This window comes from Idiomarina sp. T82-3 (assembly GCF_001577655.1).
Taxonomy (GTDB): Bacteria; Pseudomonadota; Gammaproteobacteria; order Enterobacterales; family Alteromonadaceae; genus Idiomarina; species Idiomarina baltica.
Genome location: NZ_LSBQ01000003.1, coordinates 185,877 through 201,307 on the forward strand (window position 1 = coordinate 185,877; position 15,431 = coordinate 201,307).

18 protein-coding genes are annotated in these 15,431 nt (G+C 47.8%); 15 read left to right on the plus strand and 3 right to left on the minus strand.

The annotated features are described in order from the left end of the window. Positions 1-40 precede the first annotated feature (40 nt). The gene (locus AWU56_RS03200) at positions 41-2,380 is read left to right on the plus strand and encodes an acyl-CoA dehydrogenase (RefSeq protein WP_272978260.1); all 2,340 of its coding nucleotides are present in this window, start codon (positions 41-43) and stop codon (positions 2,378-2,380) included. A 22-nt stretch (positions 2,381-2,402) separates the two neighbouring features. Here the strand turns inward: AWU56_RS03200 and AWU56_RS03205 are convergent, their stop codons facing one another. Further along, entirely contained in the window at positions 2,403-3,728 is a 1,326-nt protein-coding gene (locus AWU56_RS03205; RefSeq protein ID WP_286681745.1) for a S41 family peptidase, read from the minus strand. A 129-nt stretch (positions 3,729-3,857) separates the two neighbouring features. Here AWU56_RS03205 and nagZ point away from each other — a divergent pair, with 129 nt between their 5' ends. Then, the gene (gene nagZ, locus AWU56_RS03210) at positions 3,858-4,862 is read left to right on the plus strand and encodes a beta-N-acetylhexosaminidase (RefSeq protein WP_286681746.1); all 1,005 of its coding nucleotides are present in this window, start codon (positions 3,858-3,860) and stop codon (positions 4,860-4,862) included. Here nagZ and queC read toward each other — a convergent pair whose 3' ends face one another. After that, on the minus strand, positions 4,863-5,522 hold the full coding sequence (gene queC / locus AWU56_RS03215; protein WP_286681747.1) for a 7-cyano-7-deazaguanine synthase QueC: 660 nt from the start codon (positions 5,520-5,522) through the stop codon (positions 4,863-4,865). A 48-nt stretch (positions 5,523-5,570) separates the two neighbouring features. Here queC and queE point away from each other — a divergent pair, with 48 nt between their 5' ends. From queE to AWU56_RS03280, 13 genes are all read left to right on the plus strand, one after another. After that, positions 5,571-6,242: a 7-carboxy-7-deazaguanine synthase QueE gene (queE, locus tag AWU56_RS03220; protein ID WP_286681748.1), complete on the plus strand. Its 672-nt coding sequence runs from the start codon at positions 5,571-5,573 to the stop codon at positions 6,240-6,242. Between the two features lie 88 nt (positions 6,243-6,330). Next, on the plus strand, positions 6,331-6,621 hold the full coding sequence (locus AWU56_RS03225) for a Flp family type IVb pilin (RefSeq protein WP_006955230.1): 291 nt from the start codon (positions 6,331-6,333) through the stop codon (positions 6,619-6,621). Next, a complete protein-coding gene (locus AWU56_RS03230; RefSeq protein ID WP_272978264.1) occupies positions 6,618-7,850 on the plus strand; it encodes a hypothetical protein in 1,233 nt (410 codons plus the stop codon). The genes AWU56_RS03225 and AWU56_RS03230 overlap by 4 nt, the downstream gene beginning before the upstream one ends. Next, positions 7,834-8,397, plus strand: a complete 564-nt coding sequence (locus AWU56_RS03235; RefSeq protein ID WP_272978265.1) for a hypothetical protein — start codon at positions 7,834-7,836, stop codon at positions 8,395-8,397. The genes AWU56_RS03230 and AWU56_RS03235 overlap by 17 nt, the downstream gene beginning before the upstream one ends. Then, a complete protein-coding gene (locus AWU56_RS03240) occupies positions 8,385-8,888 on the plus strand; it encodes a hypothetical protein (protein WP_040487724.1) in 504 nt (167 codons plus the stop codon). The genes AWU56_RS03235 and AWU56_RS03240 overlap by 13 nt, the downstream gene beginning before the upstream one ends. Positions 8,889-9,045: 157 nt before the next feature. After that, a complete protein-coding gene (cpaB, locus tag AWU56_RS03245; RefSeq protein ID WP_286681749.1) occupies positions 9,046-9,726 on the plus strand; it encodes a Flp pilus assembly protein CpaB in 681 nt (226 codons plus the stop codon). Positions 9,727-9,739: 13 nt separating this feature from the next. Continuing rightward, positions 9,740-10,921, plus strand: a complete 1,182-nt coding sequence (locus AWU56_RS03250; RefSeq protein WP_006955236.1) for a Flp pilus assembly protein CpaC — start codon at positions 9,740-9,742, stop codon at positions 10,919-10,921. Positions 10,922-10,923: 2 nt separating this feature from the next. Beyond that, positions 10,924-12,135 carry a TadA family conjugal transfer-associated ATPase gene (locus AWU56_RS03255; protein WP_006955237.1) on the plus strand — a complete coding sequence of 404 codons (1,212 nt, stop codon included), beginning with the start codon at positions 10,924-10,926 and terminating at the stop codon, positions 12,133-12,135. 4 nt (positions 12,136-12,139) lie between these two features. Beyond that, on the plus strand, positions 12,140-12,985 hold the full coding sequence (locus tag AWU56_RS03260) for a type II secretion system F family protein (protein WP_006955238.1): 846 nt from the start codon (positions 12,140-12,142) through the stop codon (positions 12,983-12,985). Between the two features lie 116 nt (positions 12,986-13,101). Further along, the gene (locus tag AWU56_RS03265; protein WP_050749978.1) at positions 13,102-13,779 is read left to right on the plus strand and encodes a type II secretion system F family protein; all 678 of its coding nucleotides are present in this window, start codon (positions 13,102-13,104) and stop codon (positions 13,777-13,779) included. Continuing rightward, on the plus strand, positions 13,779-14,198 hold the full coding sequence (locus tag AWU56_RS03270; RefSeq protein WP_286681750.1) for a DUF192 domain-containing protein: 420 nt from the start codon (positions 13,779-13,781) through the stop codon (positions 14,196-14,198). The genes AWU56_RS03265 and AWU56_RS03270 overlap by 1 nt, the downstream gene beginning before the upstream one ends. Then, on the plus strand, positions 14,107-14,544 hold the full coding sequence (locus AWU56_RS03275; protein ID WP_083773239.1) for a tetratricopeptide repeat protein: 438 nt from the start codon (positions 14,107-14,109) through the stop codon (positions 14,542-14,544). Before AWU56_RS03270 ends, AWU56_RS03275 begins: the two co-directional genes overlap by 92 nt. Continuing rightward, the gene (locus AWU56_RS03280; protein ID WP_286681751.1) at positions 14,531-14,929 is read left to right on the plus strand and encodes a hypothetical protein; all 399 of its coding nucleotides are present in this window, start codon (positions 14,531-14,533) and stop codon (positions 14,927-14,929) included. The genes AWU56_RS03275 and AWU56_RS03280 overlap by 14 nt, the downstream gene beginning before the upstream one ends. Here the strand turns inward: AWU56_RS03280 and smpB are convergent. After that, positions 14,926-15,405, minus strand: coding sequence for an SsrA-binding protein SmpB (gene smpB, locus AWU56_RS03285; RefSeq protein WP_006955243.1), 480 nt, complete (start codon positions 15,403-15,405; stop codon positions 14,926-14,928). The two genes, AWU56_RS03280 and smpB, sit on opposite strands and share 4 nt — an antisense overlap. Positions 15,406-15,431: the final 26 nt, after the last annotated feature.

The following is a 15,431-nucleotide window of genomic DNA, read 5'->3' on the forward strand; positions in this document are numbered from 1 at the left end:
GTTCTAGACTGACTGTAAGTCCCATTGTTTGGAGAGTTGAATGGAAATCTTGATATTAATTATCGTGCTGTTGGTCATTGTACTCGCAGTGGGTGATATTCGTCGCAGCTTAATTACTAAGCCGGTGTTCAAATTATTTAAACGCATTCTTCCGCCGTTGTCAGACACTGAACGTGAGGCAATGGAGGCAGGTGACATCTGGTGGGACGGCGAGTTGTTCAGTGGACGTCCAGATTGGCAGAAGCTACTGGAAACGCCTGAGCCGAAGTTGACCAGCGAAGAGCAAGCGTTCGTCGATAATCAGTTGGCTGAGTTATTGGATATGTTGGATGATTTTAAAATCGTTCAACAAGATAGAGATTTACCTAAACCTGTTTGGGACTTTTTACGCAAGGAGCATTTCTTTGCCATGATTATTGGTAAGGAATATGGTGGTTTAGATTTCTCTCCAGCGGCTAACTCTTACATTGTTTCGCGTATCGCGTCACGCTCTATCAGTGCTGCGGTATCGGTGATGGTGCCGAACTCTCTCGGTCCAGGCGAGCTGTTAACGCATTACGGTACGGATGAACAGAAAAACTATTGGCTTCCGCGTTTAGCGGACGGTACGGATATCCCATGTTTTGCATTAACGGGTCCTGAAGCGGGCTCTGATGCAGGTGCTATTCCCGATGAAGGCATTATTTGTAAGGGTGAACACGAGGGCAAGGAAGTCGTTGGTATTCGTCTTAATTGGTCAAAACGTTATATTACGTTGGCGCCTTCTGCAACGGTGCTGGGTTTGGCATTCAAGTTGTACGACCCTGAAAGCTTGCTAGGCGACAAGAAAGAACTAGGTATTACCTGCGCTTTGATTCCGACATCACACAAGGGGGTGGTCACTGGGGATCGTCACTTCCCGCTGAATCAAGCGTTTTTAAATGGGACCACCTACGGTGAAGATGTTTTCATTCCTTTAGAGTGGATCATTGGCGGCGCGGATTATGCGGGTAAAGGCTGGCGCATGTTGGTTGAGTGTCTATCTGCTGGTCGTGGTATTTCATTGCCCGCATTGGCGGCAGCTTCAGGTCACGTCACACAACGTATGACAGGTGCGTACGCTTATGTGCGGCAACAGTTCGGTTTACCGATTGGTGTATTCGAAGGCGTGCAGAGCGCTATGGGTAAAATTGGTGGAACAAACTATACCTTAGAATCGATGCGCCGGCTCACCGTATCTGCGTTATGTCAGGGCAAATCACCTTCGGTTGTTACGGCTATGACCAAGTACCACATGACTGAGATGGGTCGTGAGGTCATCGAACATGCGATGGATATTCACGCAGGTAAAGGGATTCAGCTAGGTCCACACAACTACCTGGGTCATAATTATATGGCGACGCCGGTCTCGATTACGGTCGAGGGCGCGAACATTCTAACCCGTAACCTGATGATTTTTGGTCAGGGTGCAACACGCTGTCACCCGTATGTCCTAGAAGAAATGAAAGCCGCTTCGAACCCAGATGAAGAGCAAGGTTTAATGGCATTCGATGGCTTGCTGATGAAACATGTAGGCTTTGCGGTCAGCAATGTGTTCAGCAGCCTTTGGATGGGTTTAACAAGTTCGCGCTTTAATGAAACGCCGGTCAGTGGTGAAACTGGTCGTTATTATCAGCACTTAACGCGCTTTAGTCGTGGCTTAGCCATGGCAGCGGACGTGTCGATGCTAATGCTGGGTGGTGACTTAAAACGTAAAGAAATGATCTCTGCGCGTTTAGGTGATGTTTTGAGTCACTTGTATATGGCGTCAGCGGTGCTGAAGCGTTTCGAGGACGAAGGACGACAAGCGGCTGACTTACCTTATGTGCATTATGCAGTGCAGAGCCACCTACATAAGATTGGTTATGCATTTGATGGATTCTTCCGCAACTTCCCGAAACGTTCAGTGGCGGTACTCATGCGCGCAATGGTATTCCCATTGGGTAATCACTTTGCACAGCCGTCGGATGAGTTATTACAAGACATTAGTACTGACATGATGAAGCCGGGTATCACTCGCGATCGTCACACGTTCTTATGCTATTGGAAAGATGATGAGAACGATATGACAGGTCATATGGAGAAAGCATTCTTAGCGATGTTGGATATGAAAGACGTCTATAAGAAGCTTCGTAAGGCCGAAAAACGCGGTGAGCTATCGGGTAACTTGAATGGTCAGGCGTTAGCCGATAAGGCGAAAGAGCTTAATATTATCAGTGCAGAAGAAGCCGATAAGCTGGCTCATACCGAAAAACTTCGCATGACAGCGATTGGTGTCGATAGCTTTGCCCCCGGTATTATCGAAAACAATCAGTTCTATACCACGAAGGGTGATTTACGCAAACAAGCCGTGCGTGATTAACGCACGGCTCTGGACGTGGTATTTACTGTAATGTGGCGCGCTTATCTTTCATGGTAAAGATAGGCGCGTTTTTGTAAGCGGGTGTTGATACGTGCTCCAGTGCTGCGGTACTCACTGGACACTGACCGTTAACAATGAAGTCGCGAGCAGCACCGGTTAGCGGATCGGCAAACTCGCCCCAATCGGCGACAATTGCATCATTTACTGGGCAGTCAGGCGATAGACCATCATAGTACTGGCCTTGCCCTTCCGAGTTCACGGTTTCAAAATTAATAGCGAAGGTGACCTTATCGCATAACTCTTGTGGTTGTTGACCCACAGGTTTACCACAACTGGTTTCACCGATCGTGATCACATCAACGTGCGGCCGTAATGAGTTAATTACCAACTCAGAGGACGAGCAACTCGCCCCTGTGGTGAGTACAATGACTTGATCCAGATCGAGCTGACGGATGCCATCAACCAAACTAAAGGGCACCGTCTCATTTTGCGCCGCGTTATTATCATTGAAGCGATATTGAATGAAGGTTTTGCCCTGTACTTGCGTACCTGCGGTCTGGGTGGCAAGTTGGTTAGCATAACGAATTAACCCTCCGCCGTTGTATCGCAGATCAATCACTAAACGGTCGATGTTGTTGGCATCCAGTTCATTGAATACCTGATTGAGGTCATCTCCTGTTCGGTTGATAAACGCATCGAGGGTAAAGTAACCGACACGTTGGCCATCAATCTGCCAAATTGTTTGGCCCATCACCGTATTTGTTGCGACTTCATCTTTGGTGATTGTTGCCGTTTGCTCATCGCCCGTCGGGTTACGCCAAGTAATCTCTCTTGTGATGCCTGACTCCGCAGGGCCTAACGCGCCGCTGTAAGCACCATTCGCGAGTAATTGTGAAACAGCAACACCGTCGATCGCAATAATTTCGTCTGCACGACGCATGCCAGCGTTCCATGCGGGTGAGTCTTGGTAGACGAAACGTAGTTTGACACGATCGGCACTAATCTGCTGTTGGGAAAAACCAAAGCCTGCGTATTCAGCTGAGACAAACAGGGCGTCATATTCATCTTGCGTCAAAATATAGCTGTATCGATCTTCGGGGGCACGTAATTCTTCAAGTAGTTGATATACGTCGTCATAAGCCTCGGGGTCGATGGTTTGCGGAAGGCTATCGTTCCAAAAATAATCTTCCTGCATGTACTCGAAGAAGCGTTGGTTTTGATCCGCGAACGAGCAACTGGCGAAGTTATTTCCTCCACCTGTGGTATTGCTGTTATCGGACGAAGAACCGCCACAAGCGATAAGCGCAGCGCACAACGAGCATGATAAGACTGAACGTAGAGGTTTCATTTTGGCCACTCTTGTTAACGACGTGTTAATGATCTTATTACATGCTTATTTTTTACAGGGGTCAAGCTGTACAATTCAGCCACCTCTGGCAAACTAGCGCTTATTATTATGAAGAAATGAGATGATGGCATGGCACAGGTAATGATCGATATCGCGGGTACTGAGTTAACCGCCGAAGATAAGCAACTATTAGCGCATCCGGATGTTAACGGACTGATATTGTTCACCCGCAACTTTGTCAGTATTGAACAAGTGGAAAGCCTCGTGGCGGCTGCTCGCGCCGCGTCTGAAACACCCTTGTTAGTTGCTGTTGACCATGAGGGCGGGCGAGTACAACGGTTTCGCGATGGTTTCAGTGCTATCCCAGCTATGGCCCGTATTACTGATCTGCCGAGTGATGAACAACTGACTGCGGCGCAAGACTTAGGGTGGCTCATGGCGAGAGAAGTTCGAGCCGTAGGGATTGATATCAGTTTTGCGCCGGTATTGGATATTAATGGATGTAGCGAAGTGATTGGTGACCGTGCCTTTGCGAGCGACGTTCAGCAGGTCGCGCATATCGCGCAAGCATTTATTGAGGGCATGCATGAAGCAGGTATGGGTGCAACAGGTAAGCATTTTCCTGGACACGGCTCGGTAGCAGCGGATTCGCACTTTGCAGTGCCGGTTGACAGCCGCTCAAAAGAAGCCATTTTTAGTACCGATCTCCCTGTTTTTGATATGTTGGCCGATCGACTTGCCGGCATAATGCCTGCGCATGTGATATACGAGCAGGTCGATCCGCAGCCAGCGGGATTCTCTCATTATTGGTTACAAACCATACTGCGCGAACAACTGGGCTTTAACGGGCTGATTTTTAGCGATGATTTGTCGATGCAAGGAGCGACAGTGGTCGGCGATATGCGTCAGCGCGCTTTGGCAGCACTGCAGGCGGGTTGCGACATGATACTGGTATGTAATGATCGCGATGCGGCCTTTGAACTACTGCAACAGCCGTTACCTGATACTTCGGCTCGCAGTCGTCAGCGCTTACAAGCGATGTTGGGCGCTGCTAATTACGAGCGTATGGATGAGCTACAACGCTCGAACCGTTGGCAGGAAGTGCAACGCTGGCTCGAGCGTATCAGCGGTTAATTAAGCTTCGTAGGGAAGGGGGTCGGTGACGCCATTGGCGGCAAAGGCCTCTAACCGCTCGACACAGGCACCGCATTTACCACAGGCTTTATCGCGTCCGTTGTAGCAGGTCCACGTATCTGCGTAGTTCAGTTCCATACGCAAGCCGTCAGCGAGAATGGCATTTTTATCAACATCAAGGTAAGGCGCAACCACTTCTACAGGTTCGTAGTTTGCTAACTGACTGACCACGTTCATCTGGCGTACAAATTCGGGGCGACAATCAGGATAAATTGCGTGGTCACCCGAGTGAGCGCCATAATAAACGGCACTTGCGCCCTCGGATACGGCGTAACCGATCGCTAGTGACAACAAAATCATATTGCGGTTGGGTACGACTGTCGACTTCATTGAGGATTCTTCGTAATGCCCCTCAGGGATCTCAATGTCGTCAGTTAAAGAACTGCCCGCTAGCAAGGTGTTAATTGCGGTTATATCAACGATTTTATGAGGAATATTGAGTGCTTCGCAAACTTTAGCGGCCACATCCAGCTCGCGCACATGGCGTTGACCATAATTAAAAGACAATGCCGATACTTCATGACCTTGCTCTAATGCTCTATTCAGTACTGTAAATGAATCCATTCCACCTGAATAAATGACAACCACCTTTTGCGACATTCGCTGACTCCCCGTATAATTAAGCTTCCAATCATTTTAGCGAAAATCATGACTTACCGCATTAACGAAATTTTTGAAACTCTGCAGGGTGAGGGGACCTTTACGGGTGTGCCTTCAATTTTTATCCGCTTACAGGGGTGTCCTGTTGGCTGCCCTTGGTGTGATACGCAACACACATGGGACGTGAAGCAAGAAGACCAAGTGTCAGTTGCAACGATGATGGCAAAGTCTGAGGCAACGTCCGAGTGGGCGGAGATGTCCAGTGCTGATATTGTCGAACTGATAAAGCAACGCGGCTATCGTGCTAAACATGTCGTGATTACCGGTGGCGAGCCTGCAATGTATGATTTGCGAGAACTGGGTGAGGTGCTGGAAGCCCAGGGTATGCGATTACAGATAGAGACAAGCGGTACTTATGAGTTGCTCATTACAGCCGGTACATGGGTGACAGTATCGCCTAAGCTCGATATGCCTGGGGGCTATTTAGTGCGCAGCGATTGCTTGAGTCGTGCCGATGAGATCAAGCACCCGGTCGCGATGCAAAAACATATAGATGCTTTAGATAGATTGTTGCAAGGACAAAAGCTTAAATCGGATGTGGTTATTTGTTTGCAGCCTATTAGTCAACGTCCACGAGCCACCGAACTAGCGATGAAAACCTGTATTGAGCGCAACTGGCGTTTGTCGGTACAGATGCACAAATATCTGAATATCGAGTAAGTTAAAGTTAGATCGCCCTCGTTAGGTAGGGCGATACTCACATTTCCCTTCTATACTGCGGATTCCTTTCACAGCTCGAGGAATCAGTATGTGTCAATTTAATCACTTAACTCGAACCCATCACCGCCAACACGGTCAGGGAATGACAGAATACATCATTATTGTTGCCTTAATTGCGGTTGCTGCAATTGGTGTGTATTCCATGTTTGGGCAAAGCTTACGAAACCAAGTCGCGGGTCTGGCTAAAGAGATGACAGGTCAAAGTGCGTCTTCGGAAATCAATCAAGCAAGACAGTCAGCACGTACCGCATCAACGGTAGCGAAAAAGAATATTAACTTAGGCAATTACGACGAAGCTAACCAAACGGAAGAACAATGAACCGTCTTCTACGTAACCGAGGTATGGCACTACCGCTTTACCTAGCCTTATCAACCTTACTTTGTTTAGCGTTGCTCTCAGTCACTCAGTTAGGTCAACATGCGCGTCGACAGTTTTATCTACAAAGTGTCGCCGATAATGCTGCTATGAGTGCAGGTGTATTAATGGCGCGGCAGCTTAATTTTGCCGCGTTATTAAACCGAGCCCTGATTGGTAATCAAGTTGCACTTGCACAGTGGGTGGGCTTGCATAGTTGGTTCAATATGATGGTGTCATTAATCAACAATAGCGCCACGGTATTGTCCTTTGTTCCCGTTCTTACCGGACCTATGGTTACACTCAAACGAGCGCTTAAAGGTATTAAATTGGGCACTGAGCGTGGTTTGTCTGCCGTGGTTATGCTTCACGTTGCTATTATTCAAGCGATCTCGGCACTGCAGACCGTATTACAGCACACCTTAATTGCCGAAATTCCATTTTCGATCGAGGACGTGGTAGCGGCACATGACGACCGTTTAGAGTGGGACGCCTTTCATGGCGGTGGTATTGTTCCTTTTCCAGCGCTTTGGTGGCGGTTAACCCAAGTCGAGTCAACACGTGACAAAGAGCAGTCAGCGTTTTTTAAAACGCTAGTGCTGAAGAGCCGAGATCCGTTTTCTAAAAAGCGAACCTACAATTGGCTCGATACTTATGCACTAAAAATTCGTCGAGCCGGAGGTAGTGACTTGGCAACGCGTTGGAATGGTGAATGGAATTGGCATGCTATCGATACAGTTTCAGCGCACTGGCGTAAATATTGGGCATTCGGCAGTATGAAAGAGCGTTTGCCGTTGGCGTGGGGGGCTTCGGCACAGTATGTTCGTGTAAAACGTTGGGCATCACTGTACGGTGAGTCCGAGTGGATCAATCCTTGGGCAACGTGGCTAGGTTGGCAGTCGATGCCACGGCTCAAAGTGAAACAGCCTGCATTTCGCTTTGTTCGCTTACAACATAAAGCACGACTCGGTGCTGATAAAATTGTTATCAAAGTCACTGACCCTGAATCGGAGCAACAAGCCGTGGCAAAAGCCGAAGTGTTTTTTTCGCGTCCCAATAGTTTATTTCCGCGCTCCGACAGCAAACACGAGAAGGAAAATCTATTCAATGCGCTTTGGCAAACAAAGTTGTCGCCCCTATCGCTGATTGAACAAACTGTATTAGGCATCCAAGCCTATGAAAAGTCGACTTAATCTACAATTAAATAGCGGTCACGTATTGGTCGAGTCGCTTATAGTGGCGGGGCTTTGGGTGCTGTTGGTGCTGTCTATTGCTGATGAACTCTTACCCGCTGTCAAGACGAGCGAGACGACGTTAGCTCAACAGCGACACCGCATCTTTTCTGAGCCTGAAGATTCCGAGCTATTGCAACGCTCAAGTGATTATACCTCGGCTCAGGTCAGTCATCGCGTTCTCGGACCGTTGGATAAACTCGTAAAGAATGAACTGGATATCGATAATTTCGTGCAGCCTGAACAAGAAACATCGCTATGGCCTATGGCGCAGATACGCAATGATTGGTCGGCGAGGGATGATGCGGCGTTACGCGACCGTCCTGCAGGTTGGGTGATTAATCGTGTATTAGACATGGGGTGGTTGAATGCAGTGCGTGACATCATCGCTATTTTGCCTTTTGCCAGAGAGTTCTCAAGTGATTCATTAATTTGGGGCCATATTGATGACGAAATCGTCCCTGAGGAGGAAGAAACGTGCTCGCGGATATTCCAATGGCTTTGTTGATGTGGACATGGGCTGACCCCGCTCCAGTCCATGAGCTGATACGTTTAGTAGAGCCTGCACAGCCGGACTGGCATCAATTAGAAGAACAGTTCCCTGATTGCCCTGTCACCACTGAACTCAAGCTATGGGTGTGTGAAATTGAACAAAAAATCTGGCTATTACATCAAGGAGAAAATAAGCACTGGTGGTTATCATCGATAGACATGAATAAGCCAACAACGCAACCTCCGCCAATAAATATTGGTCTGAAACCATTCGGCTACGGGACGCAACAAGGCTATCAATATTGGCTGTTTATTGAGCCTGTTGGACGCGTTGCTATGCGACGACAACTTGAATTTCGGTTGAGTCAGTTAAAACGTCAACGATTATCCGTAAATAGCTCGCACGAACTCATTCATTTGCCTGCATTAAACAGCTTACTTAGCCTCTATAACTATAGCCAATGGACGGTATTGATATGGTTAAAGCATCAGCAGGACAAGCGCTGACAGAGTCACTGATATTGTTATTAATGTGCGCTGTATTTTTGTTTGGCACCGATTGGGGACAGTCGGTTGTAGAGCAACTCAGGCAACTGGGAAACTTATTGACACTGCATTTTAAAACCATGCTCAACTTGATTAGCTTTGTACCAGGGAGTGGAATGTGAAAGCGAAAAAGCAATGGGTCATTTTATTGCTCATGAGTATTGTGTTGACGGCTTTCACCTTGTGGTTATTGCGCTCATACCTTAACTACGAGACGGCTAAACGTTTGAAGGCTGAGACACCTCCTGAACAAGCTATCGTGGTATTTAACCAAGACTTAAAGGCCGGCACCTTGGTTGATGCTTCGATGCTATCGCTACGTCAGTATCCGGCTCATTTAGTTAACCCAGGCTGGATGACAGAAGACTATGTCGGCACGATCTTAGATCTACCTATCAAACGCGCAGTAACCGCAGGTTCACCCGTTGAAGAGACTCAATTCGAGTTGAACTATCAAAAGCGGATGGCCGATCGCTTACCTGAAAACCACTGGGCGATTACCCTACCGGTCGATCTGATGCAATTACACGATGGACAGTTGCAACCCGATGATCGTGTTGACTTAGTCAGTAAAAAACCAATGCAAGATAGCTTAAGTGTGGTGGAGAATCTTCGCGTGCTCTCCGTAAATGGGACTGATCTTGGTCAAGGGATGTCGGTGACTTTGGCGGTTTCGGCAAAGCAACGGTTACGGTTAGGGCAGATGATCGGTGATGGCATACAGTGGTGGGTTCGTTCCACCGGTAAGCGGCAACCATGGCAGACATACGAGCGTCGTTCAGCAATTTTAGATTGGTAGGAGCATTGATAGGATGGTAAAGCGAATACTTATTATACTCTTTGCTGCTTGGGTTCAAACCAGTAATGCGGTCACTACCGAAAACTTGACCTTAACGGTGGGCCAAAGCGAACTATTAACTATCACACCCAGCACACAAGTGATGATTGCTGATGAAGCGCTCGCACAAGCCAAATTGATCTCGCAAGATACGCTCTTAGTTCGTGGTTTATTGCCAGGTACTACCGATATGTGGTTGATCGGACCGAACGATAAACGTGTCGTTATCACCATTGTGCATGCGGTGCCGAAAACTATCGTTACGCGTTTAAAAACCTGGGCACGGGATTATCCGAATTTTAATGTGCATGAAGAGGGTCAACACATTGAACTGAGCGGAAGTTTACCAGCGCTAGAAAGAACGGCACTCAAGAAACTTATCGAACCTTATCCGAACATAATTGACCGAACCGTGTCGACGCGTGTCGACCACCCAATGCTTAGACTCAAAGTCACTATTTTGGAGATAAAGCAACAGTTTGTGCAGCAGTTAGGTATTCAATGGGACTCGCAAATAGACGGCCCGAATTGGCAGTGGGGCCGTCAAGGGGGCGTGCAGTGGAGTCCTCTTCTGATGTCAAACATTCAACTACTCGAACAGCAAGGCGCTGCAAAATTGCTCGCTACCCCCGTTTTGACTACACAGAGTGGACAGCCCGCCTCATTTCTTGCCGGTGGTGAAATACCGATTCCACAAGTGGTAGGACAAGGTATGCAGGACGTGAGCTTTCGAGAGTACGGTGTACGCCTAACAATCGAGCCTACGGTGTCTGCTGAAAGTAAAATTACAGCCAAACTGAGTGCCGAGGTCTCAAATATCGATCCGGCGGTAGAAGTCAACGGTGTTCCAGGCATCTTGACCCGTCGAACAGAGGCTGTACTAAGCTCGCGACACGGCGAAACTGTGGTTTTGTCAGGGTTGTTAAGTACGGATAGTAGTGAGTCAGAGGCGGGTCTACCTGGATTAAAGCAGTTACCTATCGCAGGAGAGGTATTTAAACATCGTGGTCAGCGAAACCAACATACCGAATTACTGATTTTTGTCACCAGCGAAATTGTTGCTTATGACCAACAGCGCCATCAACTGAAACAGCGCCATCAGCAACAAGCAAAGGAATGGTATTTACAAGCGGGTTGTATTGGACTCAAGGAGTGAGGATGAATAAGCAACAACTTAGACAAGCATTGAAAAATCATTTGCAGCAACGCCAAAGCGGGCTTCAAGATATGCCAGCAAATCAGTTACGAGAACACGCGAAACGCTATTTACTGGATTTGCACTCGCAACAAAGTGAAGTCTCGGAAGGAGCGGTGGCTGACGTGATTGACGAAGTTCTGGGCCTAGGTCCCATCGAGACTTTATTACGGGATGATAGCGTTTCTGAGATTATGGTTAATCGTCACGATCAAATTTTTATTGAGCGTTCAGGTAGGCTTGCAGATTCGGGCTTAACGTTTAGTGATGAGCCGAGCCTACGTCGCGTGATTGAGCGAATAGTGTTACCACTGGGGCGGCATATCGACGATTCCTCACCGATGGTCGATGCACGCCTACCGGATGGATCTCGTGTGAACGCGGTCTTACAACCTCTAGCCGTAAAAGGGAGCTGTATTACTATTCGGAAGTTTTCCGCAAAGCCCTTAACCATTGATGATTTAATTAACTATAAATCGCTATCACCTAAAGCTGCCGAATTTCTCAAACTGGCCGTTGAATGCCGACAGAATATTATTATTTCCGGAGGAACGGGGAGTGGTAAAACAACATTGCTCAATACGTTGTCTTCCTTCATTCCGAGTAATGAGCGAATCGTTACTATTGAGGATGCTGCGGAGCTTCGATTACAGCATCAAAACTTGGTCAGTCTTGAGGCTCGCCCGAAGAACCAAGAAGGCAAAGGGGCGATTCACATTCGCGATTTAGTTATTAACTCATTGCGTATGCGTCCTGATCGTATTGTGGTGGGTGAGTGTCGTGGTGCTGAGGCACTTGATATGTTACAGGCGATGAATACGGGGCATGCGGGGTCACTAAGCACCGTCCATGCAAACACCGCACGAGATGCCGTGCGGCGGTTGGAAATTATGGTTTTGATGGGGTCTATGGACTTGCCTGTGTTTGCCATTCGACAGCAGATTGCAAGTGCGGTTGACATCATCGTTCAAACCGCTCGTTTAAGTACAGGTGAACGCGTCGTAACCAGCATTGATGAAGTAACCGGAATAGATGGTGAAACATTGCAAATTGGTGCCTTATTTGCTCGTGAACGAGGAAAATCGGGCTTAGTTAGTCAGGGAATGCCCGCGCGATTCGCCGCGTCACAAGCGTCAGAAGTGAAAGAGAAAATTGCTCAAACGCTGATGGAGTAAGGTGATGTTAATCGCTGTCGTTGGCTGCGTTCTAATGACTACCGTCGTGTGGCTGGCGTGGATGCGTCAGCTCAACAAGAATCGAATTCAAGCATTCGAGGGGACGCTTGCTCAACATACGCAGCGCTCACTACAAGAGTTTTTTGTATTTTTACCCGTTAAGTGGCTGATTCGAGGCTACTTGTTTGCGTGCGCTAGTTTACCTTTATTAGCGGGTTTGGTGTGGGGAGGCAAGGCAGCGCTAGTGACCCTGCTGGTATGCGTAGTGTCGCCTCCAGTTCTCTATCGAAGAATGAGAAATAAGCGCTATCGTGCGTTGCAAAGACAGCTGCCCATGCTGCTAATGAATCTATCCAATCAACTTAAGTCTGGTATGAGTATGGTGAATGCGGTAACGAGTTTATTTGATGAATTTGAAGCGCCGTTGGGGCAAGAGGTCAACGAGCTTATACGTCAAGTCAGGTTGGGTGATGACTTACCAACCGCGCTGACTGACTGGCAACGTCGAGTACCAATTTTTAGCATCACGTTGGTCGTGCAAGCGCTCACGCTGGGTTATCGCAACGGTGGACAACAATCGCAAGTGCTTCGTCGGTTGGCTGAAAATTTGGGTCAGCAACAAAAGGTACGCGACCGGCAGCAAGCGCTATCGGCACAGGGACGGATGCAAGCTTGGGTGCTTATCTGTATGCCGCTGGCGTTATTCTTGCTGCTTAACTGGATGAAGCCGACACATACGGCTTATCTAACGAACACCTTGATAGGTCAGGTTGCACTCGGCGTGGCAATTGTGTTGACGCTCATAGGTGCGATGATGGTTAAGCGAATTTTAAATACCGATGATTTCTGATGCAGTTGATTGTCATTGTTGTTTGCCTATTTTTGTTGTGTTGTCTTACGAGTGCATTGCTAATTTGGCTAATGCGTAGACTTCGCCTTGGGCAATGGTGGGAATCGGTTTGCGACATGTTGTATCAAAAAATACCGGTGCGAACACGTGTGATGTTACGTCGCTGGTTTGATTTAGAGCAGCAAGCCGATAATTTTCAGGTGCGTGTGGTCACTTTTGCATGCGTCATCGCACTGCTCGCTTTAGTGAGTCTCGTTTTACAGTTGAGCTGGTTAATGATGATGTTAACTTTACTTACTGCATTCATCATACAACGTGGTCAGCGGCAATTTCGTAGTAAACAAGCCCGAATATATCGGGAACTACCCGACTTTAGCGATTTGCTCGCGATGATGTTGGCGTCTGGACTGCCTTTGATTCCAGCGTTAGACCGAGTGTCTAAAGCATCTAGTATGGGTTACCTGGCTAACGAAATCAGCTATGTGGGACAGCAAATTAGACGTGGACGAGATCTAACCAGTGCCTTCACAGGTTTAGCTGATCTTTATCGCGTGAACGCGCTCAGTGAGTGGTGCAAGTTGCTAAACAGAGGTTACCAACAAGGCAACAGTTTAACAGAGGCGCTGCTGTTTTTCTCTGAGCAGCTAAGAGATGAACAGCTCAATTTAGCAGAGAAGAAAGCGCAGGAAGCGCCTGTAAAACTCTTGCTTCCATTACTCAGTTGCTTTTTTCCGGTCAATTTCTTGGTCATTTTGGGTCCCATATTTATTCAGTTATACCAAGGGGGTTACTAATGTTCAGTGAGCTATTGTGGCCGGATACTCACTATTTGACCGGCTTTAGAGAGCGCTTTCGTGGAGTAACGGGAGTACGAGAACTGACGCCTTTAAGTGCCTTTTGGTTTCCCCGCTGTCAAACCGTGCATACTTTCGGTTTGCGCTTTCCTATCGATGTTGTCGCTTTGGATGCGCATGCTCGAGTTATCGCGATTAAACGAATGCTAGAGCCAAACCGAGTTTACTGGCAGCCACGGGCGCAAACACTCATTGAGGTCTGCGCGCTGTGCCCGTATCCGCTTGAGTCATGGATTGACTTACAATTTCAGTTAGAAAGGAGACAAAATGAGAAGAATCGCTGGGCTATTCGCATTATCGTTGACGGCGTGCGCGAGCACTCCACAGTCCCCTCAGTACGCTCAGTACCAGCTAGGTAGTGCTAAATCGTGGTATGAGCAGGGCGACCTACTGTCCGCTGAACAACAGCTAAATGCGCTCCATCAGAATGGTGCAGGGAGTGCTGATAGCTGGCGGTTAATGGGGAACATTCATTTGCGTCAGCATCGGCTTGAGGCCGCGAGAGAAGCTTACAAACAATCCGTGAAGCTCAATCCTCATGAGGCCGATGTCTGGCATAACTTGGCATTAACAGAGTTGCGACAAACTACAGCAACCTTGATGCGGGCGCGCACGGAACTACAACGTTTACCGGACGAGGATGAGCGACTGCTTACCCTGTTACTTAAGCTGCAACGCGTCAAACTAGAGCATGAAAAAATTTAGTCACGGCTATGCGGTGGGCTTAATGCTGCTTGCTATTACAAATTTGATGATACCCGCTGGCTTTTACATGATCACTTTGCAGCGCGGACATTGGCTTGCCGGCGCATTGTTACGAGAGCGAATTACCATGCTCAATGATGCCTGGCAGGTTTTGTCATCGCGGCTGCAAAGAACACCTTCACCCAGTGAATTCAATAACTATTTAACACAGTCAGAGGTGCCTTGGCGAGCTGATGTGACACTCGATAACGGCACGTACTTTGCGAAGATTCCATCAGTGACTCAGACTCAGGCGCGTTACCTGACGGACTACTTTAAAGTGATTCCACTTGATAACGCGATTCGCGTAGAATTGCTGACCCGCCCCGACATTGTGCAGTATTAACGGACAGAGTGTTTAAGAATACGTGACTTCTGACGTTGCCAATCACGCTCTTTTACCGTATCGCGTTTGTCGTGAGACTTTTTGCCTTTGGCTAAGTAGCACTCCAGTTTTACCCAGCAATGCTTCCAATACATGGCAGTTGCTACGACAGCAAAGCCCTCGCGCTCTGAGGCACCGATAAGTTTATCAAGCTCTTTCTTCTTGAGCAGTAGTTTACGAGAGCGGTCGGGCTCACAGTAGACATGACTGGATGCTTGGGTCAGTGGTTGGATCTCTGCTCCCAATAAATAAGCCTCGCCATTTTTCATAATGACGTAGCTGTCGCGGATGTTGACCTTTCCTTCACGAATGCTTTTAACTTCCCAGCCTTGTAGACTGATTCCCGCCTCGAATTTTTCTTCAAGAAAGTATTCGTGACGTGCTTTCTTATTCAGTGCGATGGTCGAACTATTTGTCTGTGATTTTTTCTTACTCATGGCAACTATTATACCCATGAAAAACT

Coding starts and splice junctions, on each gene's coding strand:
- AWU56_RS03200 (WP_272978260.1), top strand. CDS start 41: ATGGAAATCTTGATATTAATTATCGTGCTGTTGGTCATTGTACTCGCA.
- AWU56_RS03250 (WP_006955236.1), top strand. CDS start 9,740: ATGGTAAAGCGAATACTTATTATACTCTTTGCTGCTTGGGTTCAAACC.
- AWU56_RS03235 (WP_272978265.1), top strand. CDS start 7,834: ATGAAAAGTCGACTTAATCTACAATTAAATAGCGGTCACGTATTGGTC.
- AWU56_RS03205 (WP_286681745.1), bottom strand. CDS start 3,728: ATGAAACCTCTACGTTCAGTCTTATCATGCTCGTTGTGCGCTGCGCTT.
- queE (WP_286681748.1), top strand. CDS start 5,571: ATGACTTACCGCATTAACGAAATTTTTGAAACTCTGCAGGGTGAGGGG.
- AWU56_RS03240 (WP_040487724.1), top strand. CDS start 8,385: ATGGCTTTGTTGATGTGGACATGGGCTGACCCCGCTCCAGTCCATGAG.
- AWU56_RS03230 (WP_272978264.1), top strand. CDS start 6,618: ATGAACCGTCTTCTACGTAACCGAGGTATGGCACTACCGCTTTACCTA.
- queC (WP_286681747.1), bottom strand. CDS start 5,522: ATGTCGCAAAAGGTGGTTGTCATTTATTCAGGTGGAATGGATTCATTT.
- AWU56_RS03260 (WP_006955238.1), top strand. CDS start 12,140: ATGTTAATCGCTGTCGTTGGCTGCGTTCTAATGACTACCGTCGTGTGG.
- nagZ (WP_286681746.1), top strand. CDS start 3,858: ATGGCACAGGTAATGATCGATATCGCGGGTACTGAGTTAACCGCCGAA.
- AWU56_RS03255 (WP_006955237.1), top strand. CDS start 10,924: ATGAATAAGCAACAACTTAGACAAGCATTGAAAAATCATTTGCAGCAA.
- AWU56_RS03225 (WP_006955230.1), top strand. CDS start 6,331: ATGTGTCAATTTAATCACTTAACTCGAACCCATCACCGCCAACACGGT.
- AWU56_RS03270 (WP_286681750.1), top strand. CDS start 13,779: ATGTTCAGTGAGCTATTGTGGCCGGATACTCACTATTTGACCGGCTTT.
- smpB (WP_006955243.1), bottom strand. CDS start 15,405: ATGAGTAAGAAAAAATCACAGACAAATAGTTCGACCATCGCACTGAAT.
- AWU56_RS03280 (WP_286681751.1), top strand. CDS start 14,531: ATGAAAAAATTTAGTCACGGCTATGCGGTGGGCTTAATGCTGCTTGCT.
- AWU56_RS03265 (WP_050749978.1), top strand. CDS start 13,102: ATGTTGTATCAAAAAATACCGGTGCGAACACGTGTGATGTTACGTCGC.
- AWU56_RS03275 (WP_083773239.1), top strand. CDS start 14,107: ATGAGAAGAATCGCTGGGCTATTCGCATTATCGTTGACGGCGTGCGCG.